This window comes from Pedobacter sp. Hv1, assembly GCF_001412215.1.
Taxonomy (GTDB): Bacteria; Bacteroidota; Bacteroidia; order Sphingobacteriales; family Sphingobacteriaceae; genus Pedobacter.
Genome location: NZ_LLWP01000001.1, coordinates 23,989 through 49,525, shown reverse-complemented (window position 1 = coordinate 49,525; position 25,537 = coordinate 23,989). Strand labels below are relative to the sequence as shown.

Annotated in this window: 26 protein-coding genes; 19 read left to right on the top strand and 7 right to left on the bottom strand. The window is 36.4% G+C overall.

Annotated elements, in window-relative coordinates; genetic code table 11:
* Position 1: 1 nt before the first annotated feature.
* The 10 genes from AQF98_RS00235 to AQF98_RS00190 all read left to right on the top strand — a co-directional run bounded on the left by AQF98_RS00235 (position 2) and on the right by AQF98_RS00190 (position 7,041).
* Positions 2 to 403 carry a hypothetical protein gene (locus AQF98_RS00235; protein WP_055129905.1) on the top strand — a complete coding sequence of 134 codons (402 nt, stop codon included), beginning with the start codon at positions 2 to 4 and terminating at the stop codon, positions 401 to 403.
* Positions 404 to 411: 8 nt separating this feature from the next.
* On the top strand, positions 412 to 1,113 hold the full coding sequence (locus AQF98_RS22080) for a conjugal transfer protein TraI (protein WP_235524154.1): 702 nt from the start codon (positions 412 to 414) through the stop codon (positions 1,111 to 1,113).
* On the top strand, positions 1,100 to 1,750 hold the full coding sequence (locus AQF98_RS00225; RefSeq protein ID WP_055129904.1) for a hypothetical protein: 651 nt from the start codon (positions 1,100 to 1,102) through the stop codon (positions 1,748 to 1,750). Before AQF98_RS22080 ends, AQF98_RS00225 begins: the two co-directional genes overlap by 14 nt.
* Positions 1,737 to 2,372 (top strand): hypothetical protein, encoded by a 636-nt coding sequence (locus AQF98_RS00220; protein WP_055129903.1) that lies wholly within the window; start codon positions 1,737 to 1,739, stop codon positions 2,370 to 2,372. Before AQF98_RS00225 ends, AQF98_RS00220 begins: the two co-directional genes overlap by 14 nt.
* Positions 2,373 to 2,378: 6 nt before the next feature.
* Positions 2,379 to 3,551 (top strand): conjugative transposon protein TraJ, encoded by a 1,173-nt coding sequence (traJ, locus tag AQF98_RS00215; protein WP_055129902.1) that lies wholly within the window; start codon positions 2,379 to 2,381, stop codon positions 3,549 to 3,551.
* Between the two features lie 2 nt (positions 3,552 to 3,553).
* The gene (traK, locus tag AQF98_RS00210; protein WP_055129901.1) at positions 3,554 to 4,186 is read left to right on the top strand and encodes a conjugative transposon protein TraK; all 633 of its coding nucleotides are present in this window, start codon (positions 3,554 to 3,556) and stop codon (positions 4,184 to 4,186) included.
* Positions 4,173 to 4,397, top strand: coding sequence for a hypothetical protein (locus AQF98_RS00205; protein ID WP_055129900.1), 225 nt, complete (start codon positions 4,173 to 4,175; stop codon positions 4,395 to 4,397). Before traK ends, AQF98_RS00205 begins: the two co-directional genes overlap by 14 nt.
* A gap of 23 nt (positions 4,398 to 4,420) precedes the next feature.
* On the top strand, positions 4,421 to 5,518 hold the full coding sequence (gene traM / locus AQF98_RS00200) for a conjugative transposon protein TraM (protein ID WP_082434858.1): 1,098 nt from the start codon (positions 4,421 to 4,423) through the stop codon (positions 5,516 to 5,518).
* Between the two features lie 8 nt (positions 5,519 to 5,526).
* Positions 5,527 to 6,789 carry a hypothetical protein gene (locus tag AQF98_RS00195; RefSeq protein WP_055129899.1) on the top strand — a complete coding sequence of 421 codons (1,263 nt, stop codon included), beginning with the start codon at positions 5,527 to 5,529 and terminating at the stop codon, positions 6,787 to 6,789.
* Between the two features lie 75 nt (positions 6,790 to 6,864).
* Positions 6,865 to 7,041: a hypothetical protein gene (locus AQF98_RS00190; protein WP_055129898.1), complete on the top strand. Its 177-nt coding sequence runs from the start codon at positions 6,865 to 6,867 to the stop codon at positions 7,039 to 7,041.
* A gap of 142 nt (positions 7,042 to 7,183) precedes the next feature.
* Here AQF98_RS00190 and AQF98_RS00185 read toward each other — a convergent pair whose 3' ends face one another.
* The 5 genes from AQF98_RS00185 to AQF98_RS00165 are packed head-to-tail and all read right to left on the bottom strand — an operon-like array spanning position 7,184 to position 11,094.
* Positions 7,184 to 7,726: a hypothetical protein gene (locus AQF98_RS00185; RefSeq protein ID WP_055129897.1), complete on the bottom strand. Its 543-nt coding sequence runs from the start codon at positions 7,724 to 7,726 to the stop codon at positions 7,184 to 7,186.
* A 7-nt stretch (positions 7,727 to 7,733) separates the two neighbouring features.
* Positions 7,734 to 9,662 carry an ATP-binding protein gene (locus tag AQF98_RS00180; RefSeq protein ID WP_055129896.1) on the bottom strand — a complete coding sequence of 643 codons (1,929 nt, stop codon included), beginning with the start codon at positions 9,660 to 9,662 and terminating at the stop codon, positions 7,734 to 7,736.
* A complete protein-coding gene (locus tag AQF98_RS00175) occupies positions 9,649 to 10,170 on the bottom strand; it encodes an ABC-three component system middle component 5 (RefSeq protein ID WP_055129895.1) in 522 nt (173 codons plus the stop codon). Before AQF98_RS00175 ends, AQF98_RS00180 begins: the two co-directional genes overlap by 14 nt.
* Positions 10,157 to 10,738, bottom strand: a complete 582-nt coding sequence (locus tag AQF98_RS00170; protein ID WP_055129894.1) for an ABC-three component system protein — start codon at positions 10,736 to 10,738, stop codon at positions 10,157 to 10,159. The genes AQF98_RS00175 and AQF98_RS00170 overlap by 14 nt, the downstream gene beginning before the upstream one ends.
* A complete protein-coding gene (locus AQF98_RS00165) occupies positions 10,738 to 11,094 on the bottom strand; it encodes a hypothetical protein (protein WP_055129893.1) in 357 nt (118 codons plus the stop codon). The genes AQF98_RS00170 and AQF98_RS00165 overlap by 1 nt, the downstream gene beginning before the upstream one ends.
* 418 nt (positions 11,095 to 11,512) lie before the next feature.
* Here AQF98_RS00165 and AQF98_RS00160 point away from each other — a divergent pair, with 418 nt between their 5' ends.
* The 9 genes from AQF98_RS00160 to AQF98_RS00120 all read left to right on the top strand — a co-directional run bounded on the left by AQF98_RS00160 (position 11,513) and on the right by AQF98_RS00120 (position 23,519).
* Positions 11,513 to 12,094 (top strand): hypothetical protein, encoded by a 582-nt coding sequence (locus AQF98_RS00160; protein ID WP_055129892.1) that lies wholly within the window; start codon positions 11,513 to 11,515, stop codon positions 12,092 to 12,094.
* A gap of 47 nt (positions 12,095 to 12,141) precedes the next feature.
* The gene (locus tag AQF98_RS00155) at positions 12,142 to 12,372 is read left to right on the top strand and encodes a hypothetical protein (protein WP_055129891.1); all 231 of its coding nucleotides are present in this window, start codon (positions 12,142 to 12,144) and stop codon (positions 12,370 to 12,372) included.
* 57 nt (positions 12,373 to 12,429) lie between these two features.
* Positions 12,430 to 12,912, top strand: coding sequence for a J domain-containing protein (locus tag AQF98_RS00150; protein ID WP_055129890.1), 483 nt, complete (start codon positions 12,430 to 12,432; stop codon positions 12,910 to 12,912).
* Positions 12,913 to 13,217: 305 nt separating this feature from the next.
* Entirely contained in the window at positions 13,218 to 14,726 is a 1,509-nt protein-coding gene (locus tag AQF98_RS00145) for a class I SAM-dependent DNA methyltransferase (protein WP_055129889.1), read from the top strand.
* The gene (locus AQF98_RS00140; RefSeq protein ID WP_055129888.1) at positions 14,723 to 15,940 is read left to right on the top strand and encodes a restriction endonuclease subunit S; all 1,218 of its coding nucleotides are present in this window, start codon (positions 14,723 to 14,725) and stop codon (positions 15,938 to 15,940) included. Before AQF98_RS00145 ends, AQF98_RS00140 begins: the two co-directional genes overlap by 4 nt.
* Positions 15,941 to 15,942: 2 nt before the next feature.
* Positions 15,943 to 16,956, top strand: coding sequence for a PIN domain-containing protein (locus tag AQF98_RS00135; protein ID WP_055129887.1), 1,014 nt, complete (start codon positions 15,943 to 15,945; stop codon positions 16,954 to 16,956).
* An 11-nt stretch (positions 16,957 to 16,967) separates the two neighbouring features.
* Positions 16,968 to 18,755 (top strand): DUF262 domain-containing protein, encoded by a 1,788-nt coding sequence (locus AQF98_RS00130; RefSeq protein ID WP_055129886.1) that lies wholly within the window; start codon positions 16,968 to 16,970, stop codon positions 18,753 to 18,755.
* A gap of 5 nt (positions 18,756 to 18,760) precedes the next feature.
* Positions 18,761 to 21,883 (top strand): type I restriction endonuclease subunit R, encoded by a 3,123-nt coding sequence (locus AQF98_RS00125; protein ID WP_082434857.1) that lies wholly within the window; start codon positions 18,761 to 18,763, stop codon positions 21,881 to 21,883.
* 685 nt (positions 21,884 to 22,568) lie between these two features.
* Positions 22,569 to 23,519 (top strand): serine hydrolase, encoded by a 951-nt coding sequence (locus AQF98_RS00120; protein ID WP_200911825.1) that lies wholly within the window; start codon positions 22,569 to 22,571, stop codon positions 23,517 to 23,519.
* Positions 23,520 to 23,576: 57 nt separating this feature from the next.
* Here the strand turns inward: AQF98_RS00120 and AQF98_RS00115 are convergent, their stop codons facing one another.
* Positions 23,577 to 24,554, bottom strand: a complete 978-nt coding sequence (locus AQF98_RS00115; protein WP_161805825.1) for an alpha/beta fold hydrolase — start codon at positions 24,552 to 24,554, stop codon at positions 23,577 to 23,579.
* 474 nt (positions 24,555 to 25,028) lie between these two features.
* Entirely contained in the window at positions 25,029 to 25,523 is a 495-nt protein-coding gene (locus tag AQF98_RS00110) for a hypothetical protein (RefSeq protein ID WP_055129883.1), read from the bottom strand.
* Between the last annotated feature and the right edge of the window lie 14 nt (positions 25,524 to 25,537).

Genomic DNA, 25,537 nt, shown 5'->3' with positions numbered 1-25,537 from the left:
CATGGAAACATTCAAAAACAAATTCAAATCAATCGGCTCTTTTACGCTTATTGTTTCAGCTCTGTTATTTTTTGTCCGTTGTGCTGGAAGTCCCGATCAGCAAATGGCAGGTATCTATGTGAACTCGGCAGGTAGCGAGGCAAGTACCGCAAATGATACCCTTCGCGTGGAATTGGATCATGACCAGCAGTATAAAATTTTCAGAAGTACGGGGTTCCGTCTGATCGATGACGATGGTAAACAGGGAGAACTGAAGCATGAAACCGAAATATGGACTGCAAGCTATGATCCTGCAACACAAGTGATGACCGAAAGCCGTAATGGCAAGGTAATCACCTTTGATGGGCATAAAGAAGTAATGACGGTTGGGAAACGCAAATACAAACGAATTAAAAACGATTAGCCAATGCTATGAAAAAATTTAAGAATATGATAAAAACCTATATGGTCGTACTGCCTTTAAGTGCGACGGTCTTGCTTACCGCTTTGCCCACTGGGGCAAATGCGCAGTTTGCGATTGCCGAGGTGATTAAGGCGGGCGTAAAAAAAGTGATCAAGGCGATCGACCTAAAGGTTCAGCGCCTCCAAAATGAAACAATCTGGCTACAGAATGCTCAAAAAGTAATCGAGAACCAGCTCAGTAAATTCAAACTGGACGAAATTTCGGACTGGACAAACAGACAGCGCAACCTCTATGCTGGATACTATGATGAACTGGTCAGGGTAAAATCAGCCATCTCTACCTATAAACGGGTGAAGGATCTGGCAACAACACAGGCGGAAATCCTGCAGGAATACAAATGGGCAATCTCATTGTTCAAGCGAGACAAGCATTTTTCTGTTGATGAAATTCTGCATATGGAAGAAGTCTACAGGGGTATTTTGGAAACCAGTGTAAAAAATCTGGATCAGGTATTTATGGTAGTGAGTTCTTTTAAGACCCAAATGGACGATGCCAAGAGACTGGAACTGATTGGCGAGGCGGCAAGCAGAATGGATCAGAATTTTTCTGATTTGAAGCAGTTCAACGACCAGAACATTACCCTTTCCATCCAACGGGCAAAAACGGCAATCGAAATTAAAACCTTAAAAGAACTTTATGAAATCAATTAAAAAAACAAGTATTGCACTGTTATCCTTCCTGTTTTTAACGGCATCAATGACCAGTGCAAATGCACAAAATTTTTCGGAATGGTTCAGGCAGAAAAAGACCCAACAGAAGTATCTTTTAAGCCAGATTGCTGCGCTTCAGGTCTACATCGGTTATGCAAAGAAGGGGTATGAAGTGGTAGGTTCTGGACTTTCTACCATCAAGGATATTTCTAGTGGTGAGTTTAACCTGCACAATGCCTTTATTTCTGGGCTAAAAAAGGTCAGTCCCGCAGTTGCAGGTGATTTCAGGATTGCAGAAATACTGGCTTACCAGCTGGAAATCGTCCGATCATTTAATACATTGCGAAGAAACGGCCAGCTTGGAACTGAACATTTAAGTTATCTCTCGCTGGTTGCAGATGGCATTATTGACGCCTGTTACAATGATCTGGGAGAACTATTGTTGGTAATTACCTCGGGAAAACTTGAAATGGAAGACGGTCAACGGATGCAGAGGATTGCTGCAATCCATGAGAGAATGATGGACAGGTCGGCTTTTACGCAGGATTTTTGCAATGATGCTACTCTTTTAATCAAACAGAAGCAGATCGAACAACGTTCCATCGAAAACTTGAGGAGGTATTATGAAATCAATTAGCTATCTATTTATGTTTTTGGTGATATTTTGTATTAACCTATGTTCTGCCCGTGCGCAATCACAGGAAGCACAGCAACTGTTATTGAACGTAGAGAAATTGGCGCAGCTCAAAAACATTCTTTCTGATATGAAGAAAGGGTATCAGATCGTTTCTAAGGGCTACAATTCGGTCAAGAATATTGCGCAGGGTAATTTCTCTTTGCATGAGGTCTTTCTGGATGGACTGATGTTGGTCAGTCCAGAGGTTAGAAAATACTACAAGATTGCAGAGATCATTTCCGATCAGAAGGATATGGTATCTGAATACAGGTCGGCCTTGAAACGGTTTAGTTCGGGTGGTAATTTTAACGCAACAGAACTGAATTATCTGGGTAAGGTTTATGGCAAACTGGCTGACGAAAGCTTGGATAATCTCGATTTGTTGGCAACTGTGATTACTGCAAATAAATTGCGAATGGATGATGATGAGCGCTTGCAGGTCATCGACAGGCTCCACGCCGATACGCAGGATAAACTCATTTTTTTAAGAAGTTTTAATCGAAAGACGAGTATCCTTAATGTTCAAAGGCAAAGGGAAAAACTTGATGTTTCGGGGCTTCAGCAATTCTATAAACCTAAATAACCAGCTATGAAACGAACAATTAAAATAACCGCATTACTTGCGGTTCTAGCCATGCTTTTGCCCAGTATTTCTAATGCGCAGGGTGTTGCAGGTAGTATATCTGGAATGCAGTCCGTTCTTGACAGGGTGTACAACGAGATGTTGCCACTGTGCGGCAAACTGATTGGTGTTGCAAGGGGGCTAGCTGGTTTTGGTGCGTTATGGTATATCGCTAGTCGGGTATGGCGCCACCTTGCCAATGCCGAACCTGTTGACTTTTACCCATTGTTGCGCCCCTTTGCACTCGGCCTTGCGATCGTGCTATTTCCAATGGTGATTGCTGTAATGAATGGTGTACTCCAACCAGTTGTTTCTGCAACTGGAAGTATGGTCAAGGATAGTGATAAAGCGATTGCCGCCCTTCTCAAACAAAAGGAAGAAGCAGTCAAAAAATCGAAGGCCTGGCAGATGTATGTGGGGGACAGTGGAAATGGAGATTCTGATAAATGGTATCGGTATTCACATCCAAAAGATCCGGATCGGCAGGAAGAAGGTATGTTCGAGGGATTGGGCAACGATATCAAATTCGAGATGGATCGAATGAGCTACAATTTCCGTAATAACATCAAACAATGGATGTCAGAAGTCTTGCAGGTCTTATTCGCAGCTGCCGCACTTTGCATCAATACCATCCGAACTTTTTACCTGATCGTGTTGGCCATTCTCGGCCCATTGGTGTTCGGGTTTGCGGTTTTTGATGGCTTTCAGCATACGCTAACAGTTTGGATCGCCAGATATGTCAATATTTTTATGTGGCTTCCCGTAGCCAACATCTTTGGCAGTATTCTCGGTCAGATCCAGCAGAATATGTTAAAGATTGATATTTCACAGATCGGCGAGCAGGGCGATACCTTTTTTAGTTCCAGCGATAGCGCTTATTTGGTGTTCATGGTGATTGGTATCGTAGGCTATTTTACCGTTCCCAATGTGGCCAATTACATCGTCCATGCTGGCGGAGGCAATGCCATGCTGCAAAAGGTCAACAGTTTGGTTACTGGCGGAACAAGTACAGCTATTTCTGGTGCTCAAAGTGGAGCTGGAATGATCCTAGATCGATTTGATAATGCCAAATCTAACCTGTCCGAAGGGATGGCAGAGGCTTCGGGAAGTAATTATTTCAAGGATAAAATTAAATCTTAGCTATGTTTAAACAACTCAAAAATATTGATACCGCTTTTCAGCATATCAAAAGGTTCAGCCTATTTCTTATTGCTGCCTGCGTTTTGGTTTCGGGTTTTGCGATCTGGAAAAGCTTTGCAATGGTGCAGAGCAGCCAAAAGCATATTTATATACTGGCTAATGGTAAGGCTTTGGAGGCTTTTTCTGCCGAAAGAAAAGACAATGTAGCAGTTGAAGGCCGTGACCATGTTAAGATGTTCCACCACTGGTTCTTTACCCTTGATCCCGATCAAAAGGTGATCAATACGCACATTAACAATGCGCTGAACCTAGCTGATGAAACCGCCAGAAAAAGCTATGAAAACCTGAAAGAGGCGGGATATTATAACAATATCATTTCCGCCAATATTTCACAGGAAATCGAGGTGGACAGCATTCAAGTAGATCTTGCAAACTACCCTTATTATTTCAGGTGCTTTGCTACCCAAAAACTCATTAGATCTAGTTCAACAGTTGTCAGAAAATTGGTCACCCAAGGCTATTTGCGCAATGTTTCCAGATCGGATAACAATCCGCACGGTTTTCTGATCCAAAAATGGGAAACGGTAATGAATACAGACTTGAACACGAAAACCGATTTCCATGAACCTATTTAAAAAACAGAAAGGAAAGAAGCTGGCAGAGCGGCAGCAAAAAATAGCTAAAGGAATTGCTGGCCAAATTCTTAAAATCCAGCGAAAAGTTGCCGATTACCTTAATCGTAAAAGCAGCAACTGGACAGATCTACGTTGGAAGCTTCTATTGACAGCCTTTTGCCTAAGCTTTGGTAGTTACTGCATTTACCTGCTCTGGCAGGCATTCTATTAATTATTTACTTAAAACATTCAGATATGAACACAGAAAAAGAAGGTATCGAGGAGCCATTGAAAGAACCTCAAAAAAAACAAGTCCGATTAAAATTTGATAAAAAGAAACTGATTGTGCTATTGCCCGTACTGGTATTGGTTTTAGCTGGTCTGGGTTATTATTTTTTTAAATTTAAGGGCGATAAAAGCAAAGGTGAAATCCAGGCGCAGGGTATCAATACCAAATTGCCAGAGGCACAGTTTAAAAATAACCAGCCCACCGATAAGCTTGCCATTTATGAGCAGGATAAGGATGGAAAAGCTGATACATCAGGCTTGAATACCATTTCTAAAAGGTTGGGTTTTGATCAGCAGGAGAATTTGCAGACCAAACAGATCGATGAGAAACTAGCGGCGATCAACAAACAGATCAATGCTCCTTATGTTGCCCCGAAGCAGGTTTCCACTGATGGTTATAGGGGAGCCAGTTCTTCAGATGCAGGAATGTCAAGGGATGTTGCCAAGCTGGAGTCACTGATGAAAAATATGCAAAGCAGTAAGGATGAAGATCCCGAAATGGCACAGCTCAGTTCGATGATGGATAAACTTATTGCCATACAAAATCCAGAATTGGCGAAGCAAACGTTAAAAGTTGGTATTTCGTTGCCCGATAGCCTTTTCAGGGCAATACCTGCCGTCATTGCAAACAACCAAAAAGCTAGGCAGGGATCGGTGGTGGAACTTCGACTTTTAGATACGGTAAGCATCAACGGGCAGGTAATCCCCAAAGGCCATTCGGTATTCGGCCTTGCCGTTTTTTCCAACCAGCGGCTAAACCTTGAAATTAGGAATATTAGGCTTGGCACTTCGGTCATTCCAGTAAATCTAACGGTCTATGATAAAAGGGATGCTATGACAGGGATTAATGCACCTGAAGCCCTGCTCACCGATGCGGTTAATTCGGGCACAACCGATATGATCGGCGGTTTTGGAATGACTGGCTTTGATCTCACCACCCAGATTGCTGGTGCGGGCATCGATGCGGCAAAACAGCTGTTGACCAAAAAAATTGGCAGGATCAAACAGAACCTCAAAGCTGGATATCCACTTCTTTTAAGGGATAATACCAGAAAAACAAAATAGGAACCGCCATGAAATTTAGGAAAGATGATTTGTTGAGCACAGCGGAATTTCTGAATGACGTATATCAGGAAGGCTATGAGTACATCACCTATCCAAGGGATAGAGATCTTTATACCGGTAATGAAATTATGGCATTTTATGAAAAAGAAAATGCCGAGCGACATGCAACGGTAAATGGCGACTGGTATGTAGAACCTATCGAACCTTTCCTAAAGAACATGTTAACTGCCTCAAAGGGTAAGGAACTGCCCGAAATCATCGAAACAGGTCATTATTATTATTTAAAAGATACAATCAATATGAACAAAAACAATCTTGAAAATCTTCGTGGCGAACTTAAAGCCCTGAAGTTTGATGATCATTTCATCAAAGAAATGGAAGAAAAAATGGAATTGAACTTGCCTTCCTTTGAGGTAAAGGGTAGATTGCCATCTGATAAGGGGCAGCTAGATGTGAACCTTCACTTTAAGCAGTCCAGCCAGTCCGACTATTACTATTTTAATCGCTATGACCTGGCTTTGAGCAAGGCGAAACCATTGGAAGAAGGATTGAAATATTTTGTGATCTCCAAAGACCCAAATTCAAAAAGGGAGATCGATAGCCCGACAGAGGCGATAGATTATTTCAAGTCCAAAAAGGGCAATGTAGAACTAGCGATCAGCAAAGACCTGAAATCCAAGACTACACTTGCCACCATGAAAGATGGTAAAGTGGATTTTGTGGAAAAGGAATTCGCCAAGACTTATTACAGTCCAGCGTTGACCAATTCTTTGTACGTCGATAAGGGCGTTGGTTTCAATGTGGTGCAGTCTTCCAATATGCTTCAGGGCCGAGCGGTTTACCGTGATGATATGGTAAGCCGAGCAGGTGAACGCTACAAGGCTTGGAGTGCTATTGATTTTAAAGAGCCAAAGGACAAGTATGGCAATTATAAATTGAGGCAATATAATGAAAATTATGGCTTTGATCTGGGCAAGGAATTGGAGAACTACAAAATCAAGGAACTTGACACTCCCGAAAAACTGGCTTCGGTGATTGCTGGTATGAAAGATGGTAACAGGCCAATTGTGACCGTTGAAGGCGTAGATGGTAAAGACAACAAGATGCGCATTGAAGCGGTTCCACGTTATGGGAACGTCAATTTTTTTGAGCTTAACGGAAAGCCATTAAAAAGGGAGGATTTTCAAAAGGAACAAAAATTGGATATGAACATGGGTAAGGAAAAAGGCCAGGTAAAAAACAAAGAAATGGCAGAGGGATTGGGGATGTAATAGGATTTGGGCGATTTACCTCAAATCAAGATCTTCACCCTTTGACTAGATTATTAACTTAAAAACATAAAGCAAATGCAAAAATTTCAGCAGGTAAAAGACCTCGTGGCATCCATTGAGGCAGATGTAGTAAAATTCTATAACCAGAACAACGGTGCCGCTGGCACTAGGGTTCGTAAAAGTATGCAGGACTTAAAAGTGCTGGCAGGTGAAATTCGTAAGGAGATTACGGAGAAGAAGAATAGCAAGTAGAAATTAATTCTTAGGATTACCCCTGATCGGAAACGGTCAGGGTTTTTCAGTATTATTTTTTGAATCTGTTGATCCACCTTTTGTTTTCATAAAGTGTTGAACGATTTATCCGACTACTTGGATCGCCTCTTAAACCTCTTAATTAATTTTTAATAGTGTTATATATCGGTTGTGGCATATGCTGGCTAATCGTTATTCGTCTAATAATATCCAAAGTAATATCAATTTCAAAGAATGTATCCTCTGTATTGTTTTCTACGATTATTCGATATTCCTCTTCACATCTATACGGCCAACGCTTTGTAAAAGGCATTTTGTCAATGTCGATAATTGTATCCCTTTTCTCAATTTGAAGGAGTTTTCTATAAGAAATTTTATCGTGACGTAAACCAGGTATTTTATCTATAATATCAAAAAGTTTTTCTGCATCGAATTCAATCAAACAGCCACTTATGCCGTCAGAAAATGTTTTCCAGTGATGCACCGTTTCATCGCCATGGGCCAAGCAAACGGCAAATAAATTTTTGATACCTTTCTTTTCTTTATAGGCAAGAATTACTTCTGAATCATTCTTGTCATCCCATAATTTTGGATCTAAAAGCGTAAGTTTTTTTCTCTCCAATAAATCAAGAAGAACTGGTAACGTGGTAAACCTATTGAGCTTTTTTATTTTCTTTACTGCCATCTTTAACTTACAAATTTTGTAGCGTGCGATTCGCAACAGTGTGGAACTTACCAACTACCATATCACTTTTATCTAATTCGTCGGTTATATAAGAAGTTGTATAGATGACCTGATATGATGAGGGATCGAAATCTTTAAGACGATTGATAAGTATTTTTTGAAAATTTTGGGCTCGTTTCTCCTCAATTCCTTTATCTTCCATATTATCCGCTAAAATAAAACGAGGATATCTCATTTCTGGGATTGAAAGCGAAGCCAAGAACAAGGCAAATCTAGCTGAAATTTTAAGGTAAAAATTTGAACTCGCTGAGTATTTGGCATATTTACTGGATAAAAAAGCAATATTATTCGGGAAATCTATGTGGAAGTCATTAGCATTTTTGAATTCATCCTGACGATGAAAATCATTCGTTAAGAAATATAAAGCTTCCTTTTTGATCTGATTCTCAACACGGAATTTCAGAGTATTCTGCTGTCTTTCGGTTTGTTTTATAAAAGCGTCAATTTGATCTCTTTCCCGTATCAACAAATCTCTTTTTTCGAGTAATCCTGTGTAAAACTGCGCATTTTCAAGCATCGTTCTAAATTGCATGATTTCACCCTCTGCAACGCCTTTATCTGTAGCTAAATTTTCAATTTGTTCTTGTCTACTGGTATTTACGTCTTCTATTTCGCTGTCAAAAAGCTTTTGTAGATCCTGCAGTATTCCAGCCTCTTTTTTTATTTGAGGGACAAGGCCTTCTAGTTCTTCTTTTAATATTTTTTGAATGCTATTTGATTCAATAATTTGAAAATTTATTTCCTGCTGCATTCGTCTGGCTTGTGTAAGACCGTATGTTGAGTCTATAGTTTCCTTACATAATTTGCAGGATTCTTTACCATCAGGTTTGATATGAGGTTTAATTTCAGATAAGCACTCTGGACAGTATTCCAACTGAAAATTATTAAGAAATTCTCTTGTAACGGTTGAGTTTTTTAATGCCTTCAATTTTTCATTTAGTGAACCTATAAAAAAATCGTTATCCGAAATTTCATGTTGAATATTAGCATAATTATCCTTTAAGTTAGTTACGACTATTCTCTGTTTCGCAATTTCAGTAGACAATTGTTGATACCTAAACTTATCTGCCTTTATGGTTTTAACCCTATCCGCAGCCTTCAAATCAGAAATTTGCTGTTCTATAATGCCAATCCGCTTTTGTACATTCTCAATCTTAACTTCGATATTTGCAGGGTTGAGAAGTAATGCGTCAGAGAAAAAGCCTTTTGTTGCCTTAATTTCACTTTTAATATCATCTATCTCTTTATTCAATTCAATTAATCTCTTTTTATTTTGGTAGAGCTCATCATTATAGATACCAAGTAAAAGATCCGCGGTAGTCTCCCTTGTGATTTGGGAATCAAATTGTTCATATACAAACAACGAACTAGTAGGTGACTCCTGATCTATATACATTAACCGCAACAACTGGTGTATAGTGATATTACTATCACCTTTAACTACCGGAATGTTAAGGTTGTCGAAAATTACATTTGAAAAGCTTTTAGTTTCAGGATATGAGTTATATCCAAATTTCTGCCAGTGTTTATCAGGTGGCGGATTTCTAGACTCTTCATAACTACCCCAGTAGAAATAAATTGAAGTCCTGGTTTTAACCTTACGATTTTCATCCAACTCGATTTGCCTTCTTAGCGTTATCGTTGCACCATTCATTTCTGTTTCAGCAAACACCTCAGAACATTTTTTTGCTTCTGGGACAAAATCTGTAAACTCTCCACCTAAGATATAAAATATAAAGTTCGAGACTGTCGATTTTCCACTACTATTATCGCCACGTATTATATTTACACCTTTGTGAAATTGCTCATCATACGCAACAGATCCGTTCAGCGCAATAACGACTAATCGATTTACAAAAAGGTTATTGGTAATCATATTTGCTAACCATTAATTTAGTTCTACTTTTTAATCCATCGGTGCCAAACATTGATATGGATGAAAAGTGATAGACCATCATTGTAATAATATTTTGCTCGGTGTAACTTAATTCTTCAAAACGCCCTTCATAATCTTTCAAAATTTCCCTTGAGATTATAGAAACCCGATTTTCTTTCAATAAATCTTTGTTTATTATTCCATATGATGCAAGACACTGTAATGCTGTTAACTGATATGGGCGTAACTTCTCAAATACCTTCTTATTGTCAAACACCTGATTGTATGGATTATTTCTCTGCTTTACAAACCTAGCCCTCAACTCTTTAATATCCTTATCTCCATCTTTCAGTGTTATTGTGTGTATTTGTTCTGGAAACAATAAATAAAAGTCCCAAATACGTAGCCGATCAAGTTCAACAAAATCATCTTTCTTAACATGAGTAAGTAACCTTATCATACGATAAATTGCATGATAATAATCAAATGCCTGATTATATACTATCATAGACCGCCCAGTTTAAATGACATTTACCAGTAAGAAAGAAGATCATACCGTAGATTTCTTCTGTAGTGTAGTTTAGGAAAGTATCATCTTTTCCATCCTGATTGATTAGATCGATAATAGGTTGAACGATTTTTTCAAGAACAGCCTGCTTTATCACAGTTTTTGCTGCACCTTCTTCTATCAATGGTTCAATATAAGTTTCGAAATAAAGATTGATCAGACTGAAAAGTTCCATATCGATAAGCTGAGCAGTTTCATAAAGCTTATTTTTTTCCAGCTTTTTGCTGTACATATGTTTTCTTTTAGTTGCCCGAAAAATTTCAAGATTACTAAATCCACCATCAGTTAACTTATCAGGCATACTTTTACCATCCAATTTGGTATTGTAATTTTTGAAATCTTCCATGAAATCGGATAAATGGATATCCTTTTCGACCTCTTCCTTTAGACGTTTAAAGCGCTGGCCAAGTCTACTGATATTACTAAAGTCAATTGTCCCATTTAATTGGCCAACATTAATCTGCTTATCTATAGGAGCATCGTTGTTAATATTCTGATGTTCCAGCATTACATGTTAATACTTCCGGTATTTGTTTGAATATTAATCTGCTTTTCTACCTTGTCATAAGAATTTATATTCTGCTGAAAATTTCCACTTAGAAGATTTTGCGATTGATTGACAAGATTGCTTAGCTGTTTTGCAAATTCTTCATCTTGATGAAGATGTTGCTCCAACTCTTTTTTAAATTGTTCCTCATCTGTGATGGCAAGGTCTTCTGTATGATCTTTACCCTTTTTTGTAAAGGGCATTTTGATCAGATTCCAAATATCCTCGCCAACTTTTCGGGCTACACCCTCTTGGGTTTTTTCGAGAAATGGCTTTGCGAGAATAAGAGCTGTGGATGCTAGCGTTAAAATATCCATAAAGTTTTAGTTTGGTAGGTAAATTTAGAAAAAAATTAAGTTATAACCATATGAGGTGTAACTGATATGCTATTTTTTTCGGAATCCAGCTTATTCGTACCGCTCGACCAAAATTTTAGACGTTTCCTAACAATATCTTGATCTATTAATACTTACAGGTTTTTTAAGATTGATAAACTGGTTTTAGGCTGTTTGTGTGGCAAATATCTGATTCGCAGTGATCACTTAGTCAAGGCTGAACCCTTCGGGTTTTGGAAAAAAAATCTCCACACCTCGCTGCGCTTCGGGTCGTATTTTTTTACTCAAAAGCCTTGCCTGTAATCCCTGCTTGATCAGGTGAGGTTGCTTAACAAAAAGCCAGAAAAGGCTCCTGCCCAAGGGTAGTAAGCAGGGAGTACAAATTTAAAACCCATAGAAAATGGAAACGAAAGAAAAAAACAACGGACAGGTTAAGCAGGCTAACACCGTTAAAGACGACAAAAAAGCACCACAATTTGTGGCTGGAAACCCAGTTAACACCGTATCCAAAAAAGCAGAGGAACAGACCGAAGCCAAAAAACCCGAAGCAGACAAAAGCGGTTTTGTGAACTTGAATGAGCAAGTAAAGGACAAACAGGCTGGAACTCCAAACCCAAAGGAAGAAAAAAAGGATGAGCCAACTAAAAAAGAAATCAAGGCAAATTTTGAGCAGGAAAAACCTGCTCCGAATTTAGAGCAGACCCTTAGAAAAATCAAGGATTTACACCGTCTTTCTAACCAAAGGGAAAAGTTATTGGAAACGATCGAAACCTTAGATGCTTTTGAGGTGGCACAGTTGGACGATGCAGAGGAAACCAACCTTAATCATTTTCAAGGCTGTACGCTGACCATCAAAGACGATACAGGCAGGGCATTTACCACAAAAAACCCTTTTATCATCGACCAGACCGCAAAAAACATCAATACGCTTTGCGTGGATAAACTGGCGGAGGTTGAGGGGCAAATTTCAGTCACACTTTAACCGAGCAAATGCCCCTCAAAAAGGGGCATTGCTTTAAACCTAAAATCATGGAAGAAGTATTTGCAGAATATCTTGACCAGCTTTTTTATAAGGGGTACGCCGAAAAGTTTAAGGACGATAATCCCAATGCGTATGAAAGCCAATTAACCGAATTTAAGAACCTCTATAGCATTCCCAAACATGAAACATCAATTGTATATAATGGTACGAATAGAAATCGAAACCGTTCTACCGCTACTAAAATCCGTAACGGAATTAGAAGAGCAAACAAAATGTAGCCTGTCCGATACCAAGAACATCAAGATAGTTGAAACGGAAATTTTAAAAAGCGGCTTATGAAATGGTTTAAAGATTGTAAAACGGTTGACGAAGTAAAGGCGACCTATAAAAAATTGGCTAAAGAATTTCACCCCGATTTGGGCGGTGATACTGCCACCATGCAGGAAATCAACAAAGAATATGCCTTTGCCTCTGCTAAAGCGATCAAGGGCGGTAATCTATCGGAAGAAGAGGTGGAAAATGAAATCCGTTTTTCTGAAGAATATAGACAAGCTATTGAAAAAATCATCCATTTGCAGGGCATTACCATTGAGATTGTCGGATACTGGATTTGGGTTACTGGCAACACCTTCGCTGTAAAGGCAGTTTTAAAGGAAGCAGGTTTTTTATTTGCATCTAAAAAATTAGCCTGGTATTTCCGTACAGGCGAATACAAAGTTAATAAGGGCGGAAAAAAATCGCTAGATGAAATTCGCTCAAAATATGGGAGTGAGGTTATCAATGGAAATAAGGCCTCAAATCGATACATTAAGGCGTAATTAAATTCGCCTGTAATCCAAAGGGTTGCCCGAGCCGCTAAAAACAGCGGGCGGCCCTATCGGGCATAAATCTTAACAACAATCGAAAAGTATTATAAATGATTTTAGTGTGATTAGCGTAAGATATCTTAAAACCTCATATAACAGTAAAATACTGTCATGAGAACTATAGTTCCTTAATCAATAAGAAGCTTTTTTTAATATATTAGCAGATTATAACTCCAGATTTTTGGAAGTTAGGCCAAAAACTCTCCTCTAGAAATGGATAATAATAACTAACTTATTTACAAACGATTAAAATATAAATGGCTAAAACCGACAATACGACATTTGAACAAAAACTTTTTAAAGCTGCAGACAAACTTCGCAAAAATATAGATGCTGCCGAATACAAACATGTTGTATTAGGATTAATCTTCTTAAAATACATCTCCGAATCCTTTGGTGAATTGTATGACAAATTGAAAGATGACGAATATTCAGATCCCGAGGACAGAGATGAGTATTTAGCTGTTAACACGTTTTTTGTACCAAAACAAGCAAGGTGGCCCCACATACAAGCTAATGCCAAAATACCAACTATTGGACAAACGATTGATGAAGCGATGGAAGCCATTGAGCTTGAAAATAAAGAGCTAAAAAACGTTTTACCACAAGTATATGGCAAAGCAAACCTCGATAAAACGGCGCTAGGTGAGCTAATTGACTTAATCTCCAATACTGATTTACAAGTTGAAAATGGCAAATCGAAAGACCTCTTTGGTAGAGTGTACGAGTACTTTCTAGGTGAATTTGCCAATGCCGAGGGTAAAAAAGGAGGACAATTCTACACTCCCAAAAGTATTGTAAAATTGATGGTAGAAATGATTGAACCTTATAAAGGCAGAATATATGACCCTGCTTGTGGTAGTGGTGGTATGTTTGTGATGAGTGAAAAGTTTGTGACCGAACACCAAGGTAGAATAAATGATATTACGGTCTACGGACAAGAAAGCAACCAAACCACTTGGAAACTATCCCGAATGAACCTTGCCATACGCAACATCAATTCTAAATTTGTGGCTTGGAATAGTGAGGGTTCTTTCTTAAAAGATGCTCACCCCGATTTGAAAGCTGATTATATCCTAGCCAACCCACCATTTAACCAGAGCGAATGGGGCGTTGATATTTTGCAAGAAGACGGGCGTTGGAAATATGGCGTACCTCCGAGTGGCAACGCTAACTACGGTTGGTTGCAACATATGCTTTACCACCTAGCACCACGTGGAGTGATGGCGACTGTATTAAGTAACGGTTCATTAAGCAGTAATACCAGTGGTGAAGGCGAAATACGTCGTAATTTTATAGAAAATGATCTGGTAGATTGTATCGTAGCATTACCCAAACAATTGTTTTACAATACTGGAATACCAGCTTGTATTTGGATAATGCGCCGTGAAAAAAGTCAGCATCACAAAGAAGTCTTATTTATAGACGCAAGCTTAATGGGCTTTATGAAAGATCGTGTACATCGTGAGTTAGGAGATGAAGATTTAGGCTTGATTACACAAACTTACCACAATTGGCGAAAAGGCGGAAACTACCATAATGTAAAAGGTTTCTGTAAAAGTGCAACAATCGAAGAAATAGAAAAACATAGCTATGTATTAACCCCTGGACGTTATGTTGGATTAGAAGCAGTAGAAGATGACGGCATTCCGTTTAGCGATAAAATGGAAGCACTTACCACAACGTTAAAAACACAAATGGACAAAGAAGCCGACCTAAATGATGAAATCGCTGCACAATTAGCTAAAATCGGGTTTGCATTATGAGTGAAGTGATAAACATTCCTGATGGTTGGGTGGAAACCACTTTGGGACAGGTTACAGAATATATCAATAGGGGTATATCACCTAAATATTCAGAAACAGATGGTATTTATGTGCTTAACCAGAGATGTATTAGAGATAGCAAAGTTTCGTATGAAAATGCGCGACTTCATAATATAAAAATAAAAAGTGTTTCCGCTGAAAAATTTCTTCAACATTTAGATGTTTTAATTTGTTCAACGGGAGTTGGTACATTAGGAAGAGTTGCGCAAATTAAAGATTTGATTAGCCCAACTACTGTTGATTCGCATGTTTCGATTGTTCGTGGAAATTCAGAAATTGATAAAAATTATTTAGGATTACTACTGAGAGGCAAAGAAAGAGAAATTGAACATCTAGCTGAAGGAAGTACTGGACAGACTGAATTGCCAAGAAAAAAACTAGATATTTTTTCCATTTGTATTCCAAAAGAGATTCAAGAACAAGAATCCATAGCAAATATACTAACATCATTTGATGATAAAATAGAACTCCTACAATCCCAAAACAAAACCCTTGAAGAGTTAGCACAACTTATTTTTACAGAATGGTTCAGTAAATATAAAAATGGAGAAAAATTACCCGAGGGATGGCGTATTGAAAAATTAGAAGAAATTGCAAATCATAGCAAATCAAATATAAAACCTTTTGATAATCCAACTACTGAATACTATCATTATAGTCTACCATCTTATGATAATGGTTTAATACCTATCATAGAAAAAGGTGAAATGATAAAAAGCAATAAATATGTTGTAGAAAGCAATTCTTTCCTAGTTTCAAAATTAAATCCATTCACACCGAGAATATGGACGATTTTTGATTCCCAAAATAACTTTATTTGTTCAACAGAATTTCAAGTTGTAAACCCTAAAGAAGAATTATTTTTCTCACTAATACATTGCTTTTTAAATTCAAATGAATTCACTAGTGAACTGTCTCAAAAAATAAAAGGAACTAGTAGTAGTCATCAAAGGGTAAATCCTCAAGATATTTTTGATGTTGAATTAGTAATACCAAATGAAAAGGATTTGATCAGTTTTAATTCAATAATTTATCCCTTAATATCCAAGAAAAATATTAATCATCAACAAATTCAAACTCTTTCACTCACTCGTGATGGATTATTACCAAAATTGATGCGTGGAGAAATAATAGTAAACGAATTTAGCAAGTAAGTATGAAAGAAAAAGTAATCTTTGATACCAATGTGGTAAGGAATCCAGAAATTAATACTTTTTTGGGTGGACGTGAAATATTAGAACGCTTTTTAGATGAGGCAGATATTGTTATACCAGATACAGTAATTCAAGAAATTAAAAGGCAAAAACGTAGTAGTCTAGTAAGTAATAAAACTAAGTTTTTAACGAATCCATTTCATAAGTTAATCGGTGTTGATGAAGCGAATACAAAATCATTTGATGTTGAAGTTTATATACAAAAATTATTAGACGAAGAAACAATTCCTTTTGAAACAATTGATTTAAAGGATCATAATGTTTTAGCACAAATAAAGGAATTGGCAATTCTTAAAAAAGCGCCTTTTGAATCAGGAGAAGGTACAGATAAAGGCTTTAAGGATGCGTTAATTTATTTTTCGATATTAGAATATTTACAAGAAATTCCTAATAAATATGTTTTCGTTTTCGCAAAAGATTTAAGATTTAGAGAAGCATTAGCCAACCATCCGAATATTATAATTATAGATTCCTATGAGGATTTTAAAAAGTATGGAATCTCTCAATTTTATGATGATTATTTTATTGGAAAAATCAATTCTGAATTAGGAGTCAACATTTCAAAAGATAATATTAAAGAATACTGGTATAATATCAATGACAACATAGTGATATTAATTGAATTTGAAGAACAGGAATATGTTATTGAAACTGATTCAGGAGAAATCGTAAGTTCTTGTGCTAGGAATGAATATATTTCATTAATAGATAATATAGTAATGACTTCTAGTTTTAATCAAACCGATGAAATTGTAGATAAACTATTACCTTTTACTGCATTTTTGAATAATGAAGAAATTCTAAAAATTCTAAACGCATCTTGGAAGAATAACCAAATCAGATGGATTATCGAAAAACCACAATTAAAGGAATTGCTTGGGCCGTTGTTTGAAAGTCGAAAAGAAATTATTGATGATGCGGAAGTATTATCTTTTTTAAAAGAGAAATTTGAATAGCAATATAAATAATGAGTATAGAAGTAACAGGTAAACAAATTGCAAGCGATAAAATAACCATAAAAGATGTCTTCGGAGAGGACATGTGGTTTACAATACCCGATTATCAGAGACCTTATGTTTGGGGTGACGATCAGATAAGTACACTACTTGATGATATCTCGCACGCTGCCATTAACACCCCTGATAGTCAATATTTTTTAGGTTCATTGGTATTACATTGTCAACCTAAAACATTTAATGGCACAACCTATCAAGAAAATAGCGTATTAGATGGGCAGCAAAGATTAACGACTTTGTATATTCTACAAGCTGTTATTAGGGATGTAACTTCGATTGAAACAAGAAAAAATACCTGCGCTAAAGCTATTTTTCAAGAAGGAAATCCTGATGATGGTATTCCAGAACGTTTACGTATTGAGTTTGCTATTCGTAAAGATGTTGAAATTTTTATAAATAATTTTATAAAAGGAGAGGGTGGAACTCAAAAAAGCGAGGAATTACAAATTTTAGCAAATACTTCTGAAAATGTATCCATAAGAAATATGGCGAATGCTATCTTGATTATCAACAAATGGTTTACAAATGAAGATAATCTGGAAATTGATACTTTCTTTCCCTATTTACGCAAATTTGTTATATTGGTATATGTTGCCAGTAGCGAATTAGAGGATGCTTTCCGCTTATTTACGGTTTTGAACGATAGAGGAATTAAATTAAGAAATAGTGATATTTTAAAAGCACTCAATCTAAAAGAAGCTAGCAATGAAACCAAACAAACAGAATATGCTAAATATTGGGAAGAGTTAGAAGGAGAATTGGGCGAAGACTTCGACTTATTCCTATCCTACATCAGAACTATTTTAGTGAAAGAAAAAGCTAGGCATAATCTATTAAAAGAATTTGAAGATAATATTTACAATCCTAAAAAGTTTAATTATAGTACTAAAAAACAAGAAAGCGGAACTCCCCTTTTAAAAAAAGGTGATGAAACTTTCGAGATAATAAAAGCTTATAAAGTGCACTATGACTCGATTTTTAGTGGTAATAATTATAGTATAACCCACAATTGGGCTTTTGACAATTTGATAAGCGTAATGAACGACACTGCCTTATCAGATATATGGATTCCTCCATTATTAGTGTACAGACATAATTTTGGCGACTATAAAATACTAGACTTCTTAAAATTGCTAGATAATAAGTTTTCAGGCGATTGGGTGGGTAGAGAAACTCCTACTACTAGAATTGAAGCGATGAACACCATAATAAAAAAAGTAGAAGAGTTTGCAACAATAAAAGACAAGACAAGAGACGAAAAATTAAATTTATTATTTAACGATAACATTTTTATATTCAACACTTCATTTTTCTTATCAGACCTTGATGACAATTCTATCTACGGTAGGAGGTTTGCTCGCTACCTATTAAGAAAAGTAGATTTTTTATTAGATGCACCTTTATATTCAGAAAAAAGAAGTTCATATAATGAAATGTCAGTTGAACATATTTTACCTCAAAATCCCGAAGACGGAAGCCAATGGAATCTAGATTTTAATCCAGATGATAGAGAAGAATGGACACATAAATTAGGTAATTTGGTGTTAATTAGTAGAAGGAAAAATTCTGGACAAGGAAGATTAGATTTTGCAGATAAAAAAACAAAATATTTTACCTCAAGTATTGAGTCGTTTCCAAACTCTTTAAGAATTATGCAAAAGCCTGTATGGACAATTGCTGAATTGAAAGAAAACCACAAACAATTGATTGCAAAAATCAAAGCACATTATAGTATCTAATCCGTATGCTGTCTGAAAACGCCATCGAACAATCATTAGTCGCCCAATTGCAACAGCAAGGTTATACGTATTTTTACGGACCAAGCATTGCACCTTATAATGATAATACACAAAGGGAAAACTTTGCTTCGGTTATTTTAGAAAATCACTTTAAAGAGTGTTTAAAAAAACTCAATCCTATTTTACCAGAATCGGCACGAGTAGAAGCATTTCAAAAAGTAATCAATTTGGGTACAGAAGATCTTATGGAAAACAACGAGCGTTTCCATAACCATCTTACCAATGGTGTTACGGTAGAATATACAAAAGGCGAAAACACGATAGGTATTCCGGTTACTTTATTAGATACAGAGAACATCGAAAATAATAGCTTTTGGGTTGTCAATCAGTTAGTAGTAAAAGAAAACAATAATGAAAGGCGTTTTGATATAGTTATCTATGTCAATGGTTTACCTCTAGTTTTTATAGAATTAAAAAATGCTACTGACGAAAAAGCAACTGTATTAAAAGCATTTCAGCAAATACAAAATTATAAAAATGCAGTTCCAAGTATTTTTTATTACAATGCACTTTGTGTTATTTCTGATGGTATTGATGCTAAAGCTTCGAGTCTTTCCGCTCCTTTTTCAAGATACTTACCTTGGAAAGCTCCAAAACAAGAAAAAGTAGAAATTAAAACTGAATTGCAAATTCTAACAGAATATATGTTAGATAAAAAAACATTGCTAGAATTGATACGCTATTGTACTGTTTTTGAATCAGAGGAAAAGAAAGACCAAAAAACAGGGCTGATTTTCCAAACAAAAGTTAAAAAAGTAGCTGCTTATCATCAGTATTATGCCGTTCAAAAAGCAGTTGCACAAACCATACGAGCAACACACAGTACCGATGGAGATAGAAAAGCAGGTGTAGTTTGGCACACACAAGGAAGTGGAAAATCGCTAACAATGGTTTTTTATAGTGGACAAATTATTACGCATCCACTCATGGAAAACCCAACAATTGTAATGCTAACTGACCGTAACGATTTAGACGACCAACTATTTGGGACGTTTGGTAATTGTATAGGTTTGTTACGTCAGAAACCCATTCAAGCCGAAAATAGAGAACATATCAAAGAATTGTTGAAAGTTTCAGGTGGTGGTGTAATTTTTACCACCATCCAAAAATTCTCTCCAGAAACTGGTAATGTATATGATACTTTATCAGAACGCACTAATATAGTTGTAGTTGCAGATGAGGCACATAGAAGCCAATATGGCTTTGCTGGTAAAGAATTTGAAACCAAAGAGGGTATGGAAACACGTTATGGTAATGCTAAATACTTGCGTGATGCGTTGCCAAATGCTTCTTATATAGGATTTACAGGAACACCAATAGAAAAAGAGGATAAATCAACCCCAGCCGTTTTTGGAGATTATATAGATGTTTACGACATCAAACAAGCGGTTGACGATGGTGCGACTGTACCTATAAGTTATGAATCACGTTTAATAAAAATTAAATTAGACGATGCAACTACAGCCACTATTGATGCTGAAATCAATGCGATTTCAGAGACTACAGAAGAACAATTAGAAAAAGCCAAACAAAAAGTAGCTACTATTGATGCTGTTGTTGGGCATCCTGACCGATTACAAGATATTGCCAAAGACATTGTTTCTCACTTTGAAAAAAGGCAAGTAGTATTTGAGGGTAAAGCAATGATTGTATGCATGACTAGAACGATTTGTGCTAAATTGTATCAAGAAATTACAGATTTAAAGCCCGAATGGCATAATTCTGATATAGATAAAGGAAAGATAAAGGTTATCATGACCAGTTCTTCTGATGATATAGCTTTGTTGCAGCCTCATCATACAACAAAAAAGCAACGTAAAGATTTAGCAACAAGAATGAAAGACTCTAATGATGAACTAAAATTAGTTATTGTTAGAGATATGTGGCTCACTGGTTTTGATGCTCCAAGCTTAAACACGATGTACGTTGATAAAAAAATGCAAGGCGCTAATTTGATGCAAGCAATCGCAAGAGTAAACCGTGTATATAAAGACAAGCCAGGTGGATTAATTGTGGATTATATCGGAATTGGACAAGATTTAAGAAATGCAATGGCAATCTATTTACAAAGTGGCGGTGAAGGAACACCAATATTTGATATAAAAGAAGCGATTGCAGGAATGAAAGAAAAGCTTGAAGTCATAGAGCAAATGTTTAATGGTTATGATTTTAAAGCCTATTTTGGTTCAGAAACAGCCCAGAAATTGCAAATATTATTAGGTGCTCAAAACTTTATATTATCGAGCGATACTTTAAAAGACCGATTTATAAAAGAAGTCACTTTGTTATCGAGACTATTCGCAATGTCTATCCCAAGTGTAGATGCTAATAACATTAAAAACAGTGTAGCATTTTTCCAAGCTGTAAAATCAAGAATAAATAAGTTTAACAGCAGTGGTGTAAAATCAGATTTTGAAGTAGAAACTGCCATTAAACAAATTGTAGATGAAGCCTTATCAAGTGATGGCGTAATCGATATTTTTGAAGCAGCAGGAATAAAAGCACCGTCTGTTAGTATATTATCAGACGAGTTTTTGTTGGAAGTAAAAAATATGCAACAAAAAAACCTTGCCTTTGAATTGCTTAAAAAATTATTGAGTGATGAGGTAAAAATTCGTAAGACAAAGAACCTAGTTCAAGGTAAAAAGTTCTCTGAAATGTTAGAATCAGTTGTGAAACGGTATCATAATAATCAAATAGATTCGGCGCAAGTACTTCAAGAGCTTTCGGAAATAGCAAAGGACATGCGTCTTGAAGATAAAAAATCAAATGATTTAGGATTGACACCAGAAGAATATGCATTTTATAGTGTTTTAAAAGAAAATGATTCTACTTCATTTTTAGATGACACAAAGATGAAAGAGCTCATTAACACCATAGTCGAAATTGTTAGGAAAAACGCTACAGTAGACTGGAGTAAACGTGATGATGTAAGAGCTCAATTAAGATTGACGGTTAAAAAAGTTTTGATGCGCTATGGTTATCCACCAGATTTAGCTAAAATTGAAGCGGATCGGGTGTTGGCTCAGAGTGAATCCTTGGCCATTTTCTTTTCTAGTGTAAATTAGATAATAATTCGTATTCATAGTGTATATTGAATTTTAAAATTAAGATAATCAACCTAAAGCTCTATTCTAATTTAAATAGCTACTAGTGATAAATCATCCAAAAAACATCCCTAGTAGTGAACTTTGAAACTTCTCTACTAGGGATAAAAACCATTCAATGGCTGATGGTACGAAAATGTGCACTAAAAACGCTGATTTATGAGTTTTCCGAGTTCTTCAAATTCTTTCATTCGACGTGGCATTTCGGCCAACCGCTTCAAATCAGCCACAAACTTGGCAGTAATTGGTACCATCAGCCACCCCTAGTTTTAAAGCAGTTCTGAAAAGAGCTGCTTTTTTTGTTTAAGATGGTTTACGCTTTCTTAATGATTATCTATATCACAAGCGAGACGCTTGCACTAGGGAATGGGAGGGGCTGTTATGTTATTACAGTTGCTTCTTGATAACTATCTGTTACTTAATTGTTAACTATAACAATCCTTTCCTCAAATGTTATGTAATGGATATTCGACTAATGAAAACTAACTAAGTTTGGGAATCTATTGAACATTGATTAAAATTGAAGTGACATAGTCAACGCAAATTATCAATGAAACCTACAAAACGATTACTTAAAATTATTATACCCATCATTGCGATAGTTTGCATAATTATATTTACACCTTGGAAAGTAGTGGGATTATGGATGACACCATTACCAGATAGGGTACAGGAACAGGTTAACGTTGCAGTGGATCAAGGTCTCGACGGTATTATTGTTTACGTAGATGGAGGTGGGCATGCCCCCGAGCTTTACACTGCAGGTTGGAAGGATAGAGCACATAAAATGCCAGCTGATCCGCATGCATTGTTCAAGATTGCTAGTATAAGTAAATTATATATTTCTGCTGCTGTTGCCAAAATGGTGTGTAATAAAATTTTATCACTGGATAGAACCTTGGCTGATTATTTTCCTGAACTTGCAGAAAGAATTGAGAATGCAGATCAGATTACCTTGAGAATGATGTTGCAACATCGTAGTGGTATTCCTGATTATATTGATTCCCCCAATCTGCCATGGTCTAATCTTCCTGCAGATGCTAACAGATTTCTGCAACTGATATTAGATAAAGGCGCTGATTTTAAACCAGACAGTCGTTATCAATATTCCAATACAAATTATCTGTTGATCGGTAATATTATTGATAAAGTATTGGGCTACAGTCATCGGGAATACATTAAAAAAGAAATTCTAAACCCACTTAAATTGACGCATACGTATGGTTTGCTTAGTGAAGTGCACCTGAATGAAGTGATGAGCGGGCATTATATTGGATACGATGGAGATTTAAAAACACAAAATTATGTAAGCCCTGGCGGATCAATGGTGGCAACAGCAAGCGATGTTGGGATTTTTTTAAGGGCATTGAATGATGGCTCGTTATTAAATAGCAAGGAACAAGCCATTTATTCAACGATCTATAAGTATGAACACACTGGTTTGTTGCCAGGATATTCCAGCATTGCACGCTATTACAAGGATATAGACAGGGTTGTCATCCAGTTCGTAAATACTAGTGGTGGAGATTCTTGGACCATATCAGAGATGGTATACAACCGTATTGTTCGGATGCTACGTAAACAATCCAAAAAATAATAAAAGATTGTGACGTTTAGGATTATGGTTAAATCAATTCAAACTCACATTTATTATTTACCTCTTAAGGCCTTTTAATAGTAGTTTTTTAAACAATGAGGGATTATCGATCCAGCTATTGTGTCCAGCATTTGGGATAACGTAAAACTCGATATTCTTATGGTCTTCCAATAGTTTTTTAAAAGTCTCCCCGTTGAAGTCAAAAAAGTCAAATTGTCCATTAATAATTGTTGTCTTGTTATCCAACAAAACCCTATAGTCATATTTCCAATTTACTGTTTCAGTCATTACAGCGGCAATTTGTTTGTAATAAGCCCTTCCACCTTTTAGCAGGTCTACCTTACTCATGTCATAAATATTGGCTGCAGCGAAGTTGACTCTCCAGTATGTGGTTAAATCTTTATGAGATAATTGAGAACGATCTATATCTTCAATAGACTTAAGGCTATCAATCCCCTTGTTTTTGTATTGCTGTATCAAATCTGTCACTTCTTTTCTCTTCATAAGAAATTCTATTTGCCTTTGATGTCTTTCGGAGAATATGCTCTTCAAACTGTCAGACTTTGGTAGTACCGCTCCTGCAAGCACTAGATTTGACACCAGGTCAGGATGTTGTTTGAGAAATTCCATTCCTACGAGCGTACCCATAGAATGGCAAAAAAGTTTGACCTTTTGTAATTTCAATGCTTTAACTAGTGCATACAGATCATCCACATTTTTTTGAAAAGTTAGGTTTTCTTTTTTTGTGGCCGATAACAGGGATCCTCTTTGATCATAAAAAACGAAGTGAAACTTATTACCTAAACCATTTATTGCATCAATCATATAATCATGATTTGCTCCAAACCCACCATGAACGACTATTACCGTGTCCTTACCGGTACCCATTTCTTTAACAAAGATATCGACATCATTTCTTTGTAAATACCATTCGCTATAGCTTTTGCTTTGGGCAATTGAATATGTTGATTGAAGGAAAAGAAACAGGATTAAAACAACTGCCTTTTTTAATCTTGTATTATAGAAGTAAATCATATGTAGAAATTTATTTAATAGAGGTATGTTTGAACCATTTTCAGGCATGCCAAGCGATCGACTTGGTGAACAGACTTTCTGCTAGTGCCAAAAAAACATAGGACGACCTCCAAGGGATGTTGACAACAGTCTGAGATTTCGAAATAAAATAACCCATTCTTTGTTTGTTTCACGTTCGGGAATACATTTGATTGGATAAAGCAATGAAAAAAACAACAAAGATGGAAGATAAAATACACGAACGTCGCAAAATGAATGATGAACGTTATGGTTTGACTAATGAAGGTCGTTAGCAATGGAAATCGTGGGCTAAATCAATAGGGCTTTTGTCAATTTTAAAAGGTTCATTTCGAAAGATTTATAGACTATATTTATACATAGAAAAGCTATGAAGTATGAATATTAAAAATCAAAAAATTCCTGCCCACTTATTTGAACAGGAATTTAGATGCTAAATTTCTTTTGGGAGAAGTTTTAAAGGTTAACCGTTCTGTTTATTTTCCTTTGCTTCGAAAATTGTAAAATTGAACCTGCAATAAATAAAACCAATAGTACCAATAACGTTTGACCAATAATTGGATCAGTAGGGCCTTTTGCTAAGGGTTGCCCAAGTGGCACACGGGTAAAGGTTTCGTTAATAGTAGGTACCCACGATAGAAAAAAACTGAAGGAGAGTAGGAAATTCTCTATATATCGGTTGCGGTTATTGCCTTGTTTGCGGCTGAAAAGGAAATAAGCTCCGACAACCAAAATCAGGATAAATATGGAGAACACATGGCCTATATTAAAACCGCCGTGTTTTGAAATGCCTAGCGCAGTTAATGAAGTGATGATGGTGCTATAAGCATATATTTTGCCTGATGTTTCTGCTAAATTGATTTTTCCGTATTTAATGTAGGAGATGATTGCGGCAACAATGGCCGTTACTCCTATAATGGTATGAAATATTCCTAATGATAATAATCCCATGATTGCTCTCTTTT

What these genes read in the sequence shown, in the direction of transcription:
- AQF98_RS00235 (WP_055129905.1), top strand. Translation starts at nt 2, where the DNA reads ATGGAAACATTCAAAAACAAATTCAAATCAATCGGCTCTTTTACGCTT.
- AQF98_RS22080 (WP_235524154.1), top strand. Translation starts at nt 412, where the DNA reads ATGAAAAAATTTAAGAATATGATAAAAACCTATATGGTCGTACTGCCT.
- AQF98_RS00225 (WP_055129904.1), top strand. Translation starts at nt 1,100, where the DNA reads ATGAAATCAATTAAAAAAACAAGTATTGCACTGTTATCCTTCCTGTTT.
- AQF98_RS00220 (WP_055129903.1), top strand. Translation starts at nt 1,737, where the DNA reads ATGAAATCAATTAGCTATCTATTTATGTTTTTGGTGATATTTTGTATT.
- traJ (WP_055129902.1), top strand. Translation starts at nt 2,379, where the DNA reads ATGAAACGAACAATTAAAATAACCGCATTACTTGCGGTTCTAGCCATG.
- traK (WP_055129901.1), top strand. Translation starts at nt 3,554, where the DNA reads ATGTTTAAACAACTCAAAAATATTGATACCGCTTTTCAGCATATCAAA.
- AQF98_RS00205 (WP_055129900.1), top strand. Translation starts at nt 4,173, where the DNA reads ATGAACCTATTTAAAAAACAGAAAGGAAAGAAGCTGGCAGAGCGGCAG.
- traM (WP_082434858.1), top strand. Translation starts at nt 4,421, where the DNA reads ATGAACACAGAAAAAGAAGGTATCGAGGAGCCATTGAAAGAACCTCAA.
- AQF98_RS00195 (WP_055129899.1), top strand. Translation starts at nt 5,527, where the DNA reads ATGAAATTTAGGAAAGATGATTTGTTGAGCACAGCGGAATTTCTGAAT.
- AQF98_RS00190 (WP_055129898.1), top strand. Translation starts at nt 6,865, where the DNA reads ATGCAAAAATTTCAGCAGGTAAAAGACCTCGTGGCATCCATTGAGGCA.
- AQF98_RS00185 (WP_055129897.1), bottom strand. Translation starts at nt 7,726, where the DNA reads ATGGCAGTAAAGAAAATAAAAAAGCTCAATAGGTTTACCACGTTACCA.
- AQF98_RS00180 (WP_055129896.1), bottom strand. Translation starts at nt 9,662, where the DNA reads ATGATTACCAATAACCTTTTTGTAAATCGATTAGTCGTTATTGCGCTG.
- AQF98_RS00175 (WP_055129895.1), bottom strand. Translation starts at nt 10,170, where the DNA reads ATGATAGTATATAATCAGGCATTTGATTATTATCATGCAATTTATCGT.
- AQF98_RS00170 (WP_055129894.1), bottom strand. Translation starts at nt 10,738, where the DNA reads ATGCTGGAACATCAGAATATTAACAACGATGCTCCTATAGATAAGCAG.
- AQF98_RS00165 (WP_055129893.1), bottom strand. Translation starts at nt 11,094, where the DNA reads ATGGATATTTTAACGCTAGCATCCACAGCTCTTATTCTCGCAAAGCCA.
- AQF98_RS00160 (WP_055129892.1), top strand. Translation starts at nt 11,513, where the DNA reads ATGGAAACGAAAGAAAAAAACAACGGACAGGTTAAGCAGGCTAACACC.
- AQF98_RS00155 (WP_055129891.1), top strand. Translation starts at nt 12,142, where the DNA reads ATGGAAGAAGTATTTGCAGAATATCTTGACCAGCTTTTTTATAAGGGG.
- AQF98_RS00150 (WP_055129890.1), top strand. Translation starts at nt 12,430, where the DNA reads ATGAAATGGTTTAAAGATTGTAAAACGGTTGACGAAGTAAAGGCGACC.
- AQF98_RS00145 (WP_055129889.1), top strand. Translation starts at nt 13,218, where the DNA reads ATGGCTAAAACCGACAATACGACATTTGAACAAAAACTTTTTAAAGCT.
- AQF98_RS00140 (WP_055129888.1), top strand. Translation starts at nt 14,723, where the DNA reads ATGAGTGAAGTGATAAACATTCCTGATGGTTGGGTGGAAACCACTTTG.
- AQF98_RS00135 (WP_055129887.1), top strand. Translation starts at nt 15,943, where the DNA reads ATGAAAGAAAAAGTAATCTTTGATACCAATGTGGTAAGGAATCCAGAA.
- AQF98_RS00130 (WP_055129886.1), top strand. Translation starts at nt 16,968, where the DNA reads ATGAGTATAGAAGTAACAGGTAAACAAATTGCAAGCGATAAAATAACC.
- AQF98_RS00125 (WP_082434857.1), top strand. Translation starts at nt 18,761, where the DNA reads ATGCTGTCTGAAAACGCCATCGAACAATCATTAGTCGCCCAATTGCAA.
- AQF98_RS00120 (WP_200911825.1), top strand. Translation starts at nt 22,569, where the DNA reads ATGACACCATTACCAGATAGGGTACAGGAACAGGTTAACGTTGCAGTG.
- AQF98_RS00115 (WP_161805825.1), bottom strand. Translation starts at nt 24,554, where the DNA reads ATGATTTACTTCTATAATACAAGATTAAAAAAGGCAGTTGTTTTAATC.
- AQF98_RS00110 (WP_055129883.1), bottom strand. Translation starts at nt 25,523, where the DNA reads ATGGGATTATTATCATTAGGAATATTTCATACCATTATAGGAGTAACG.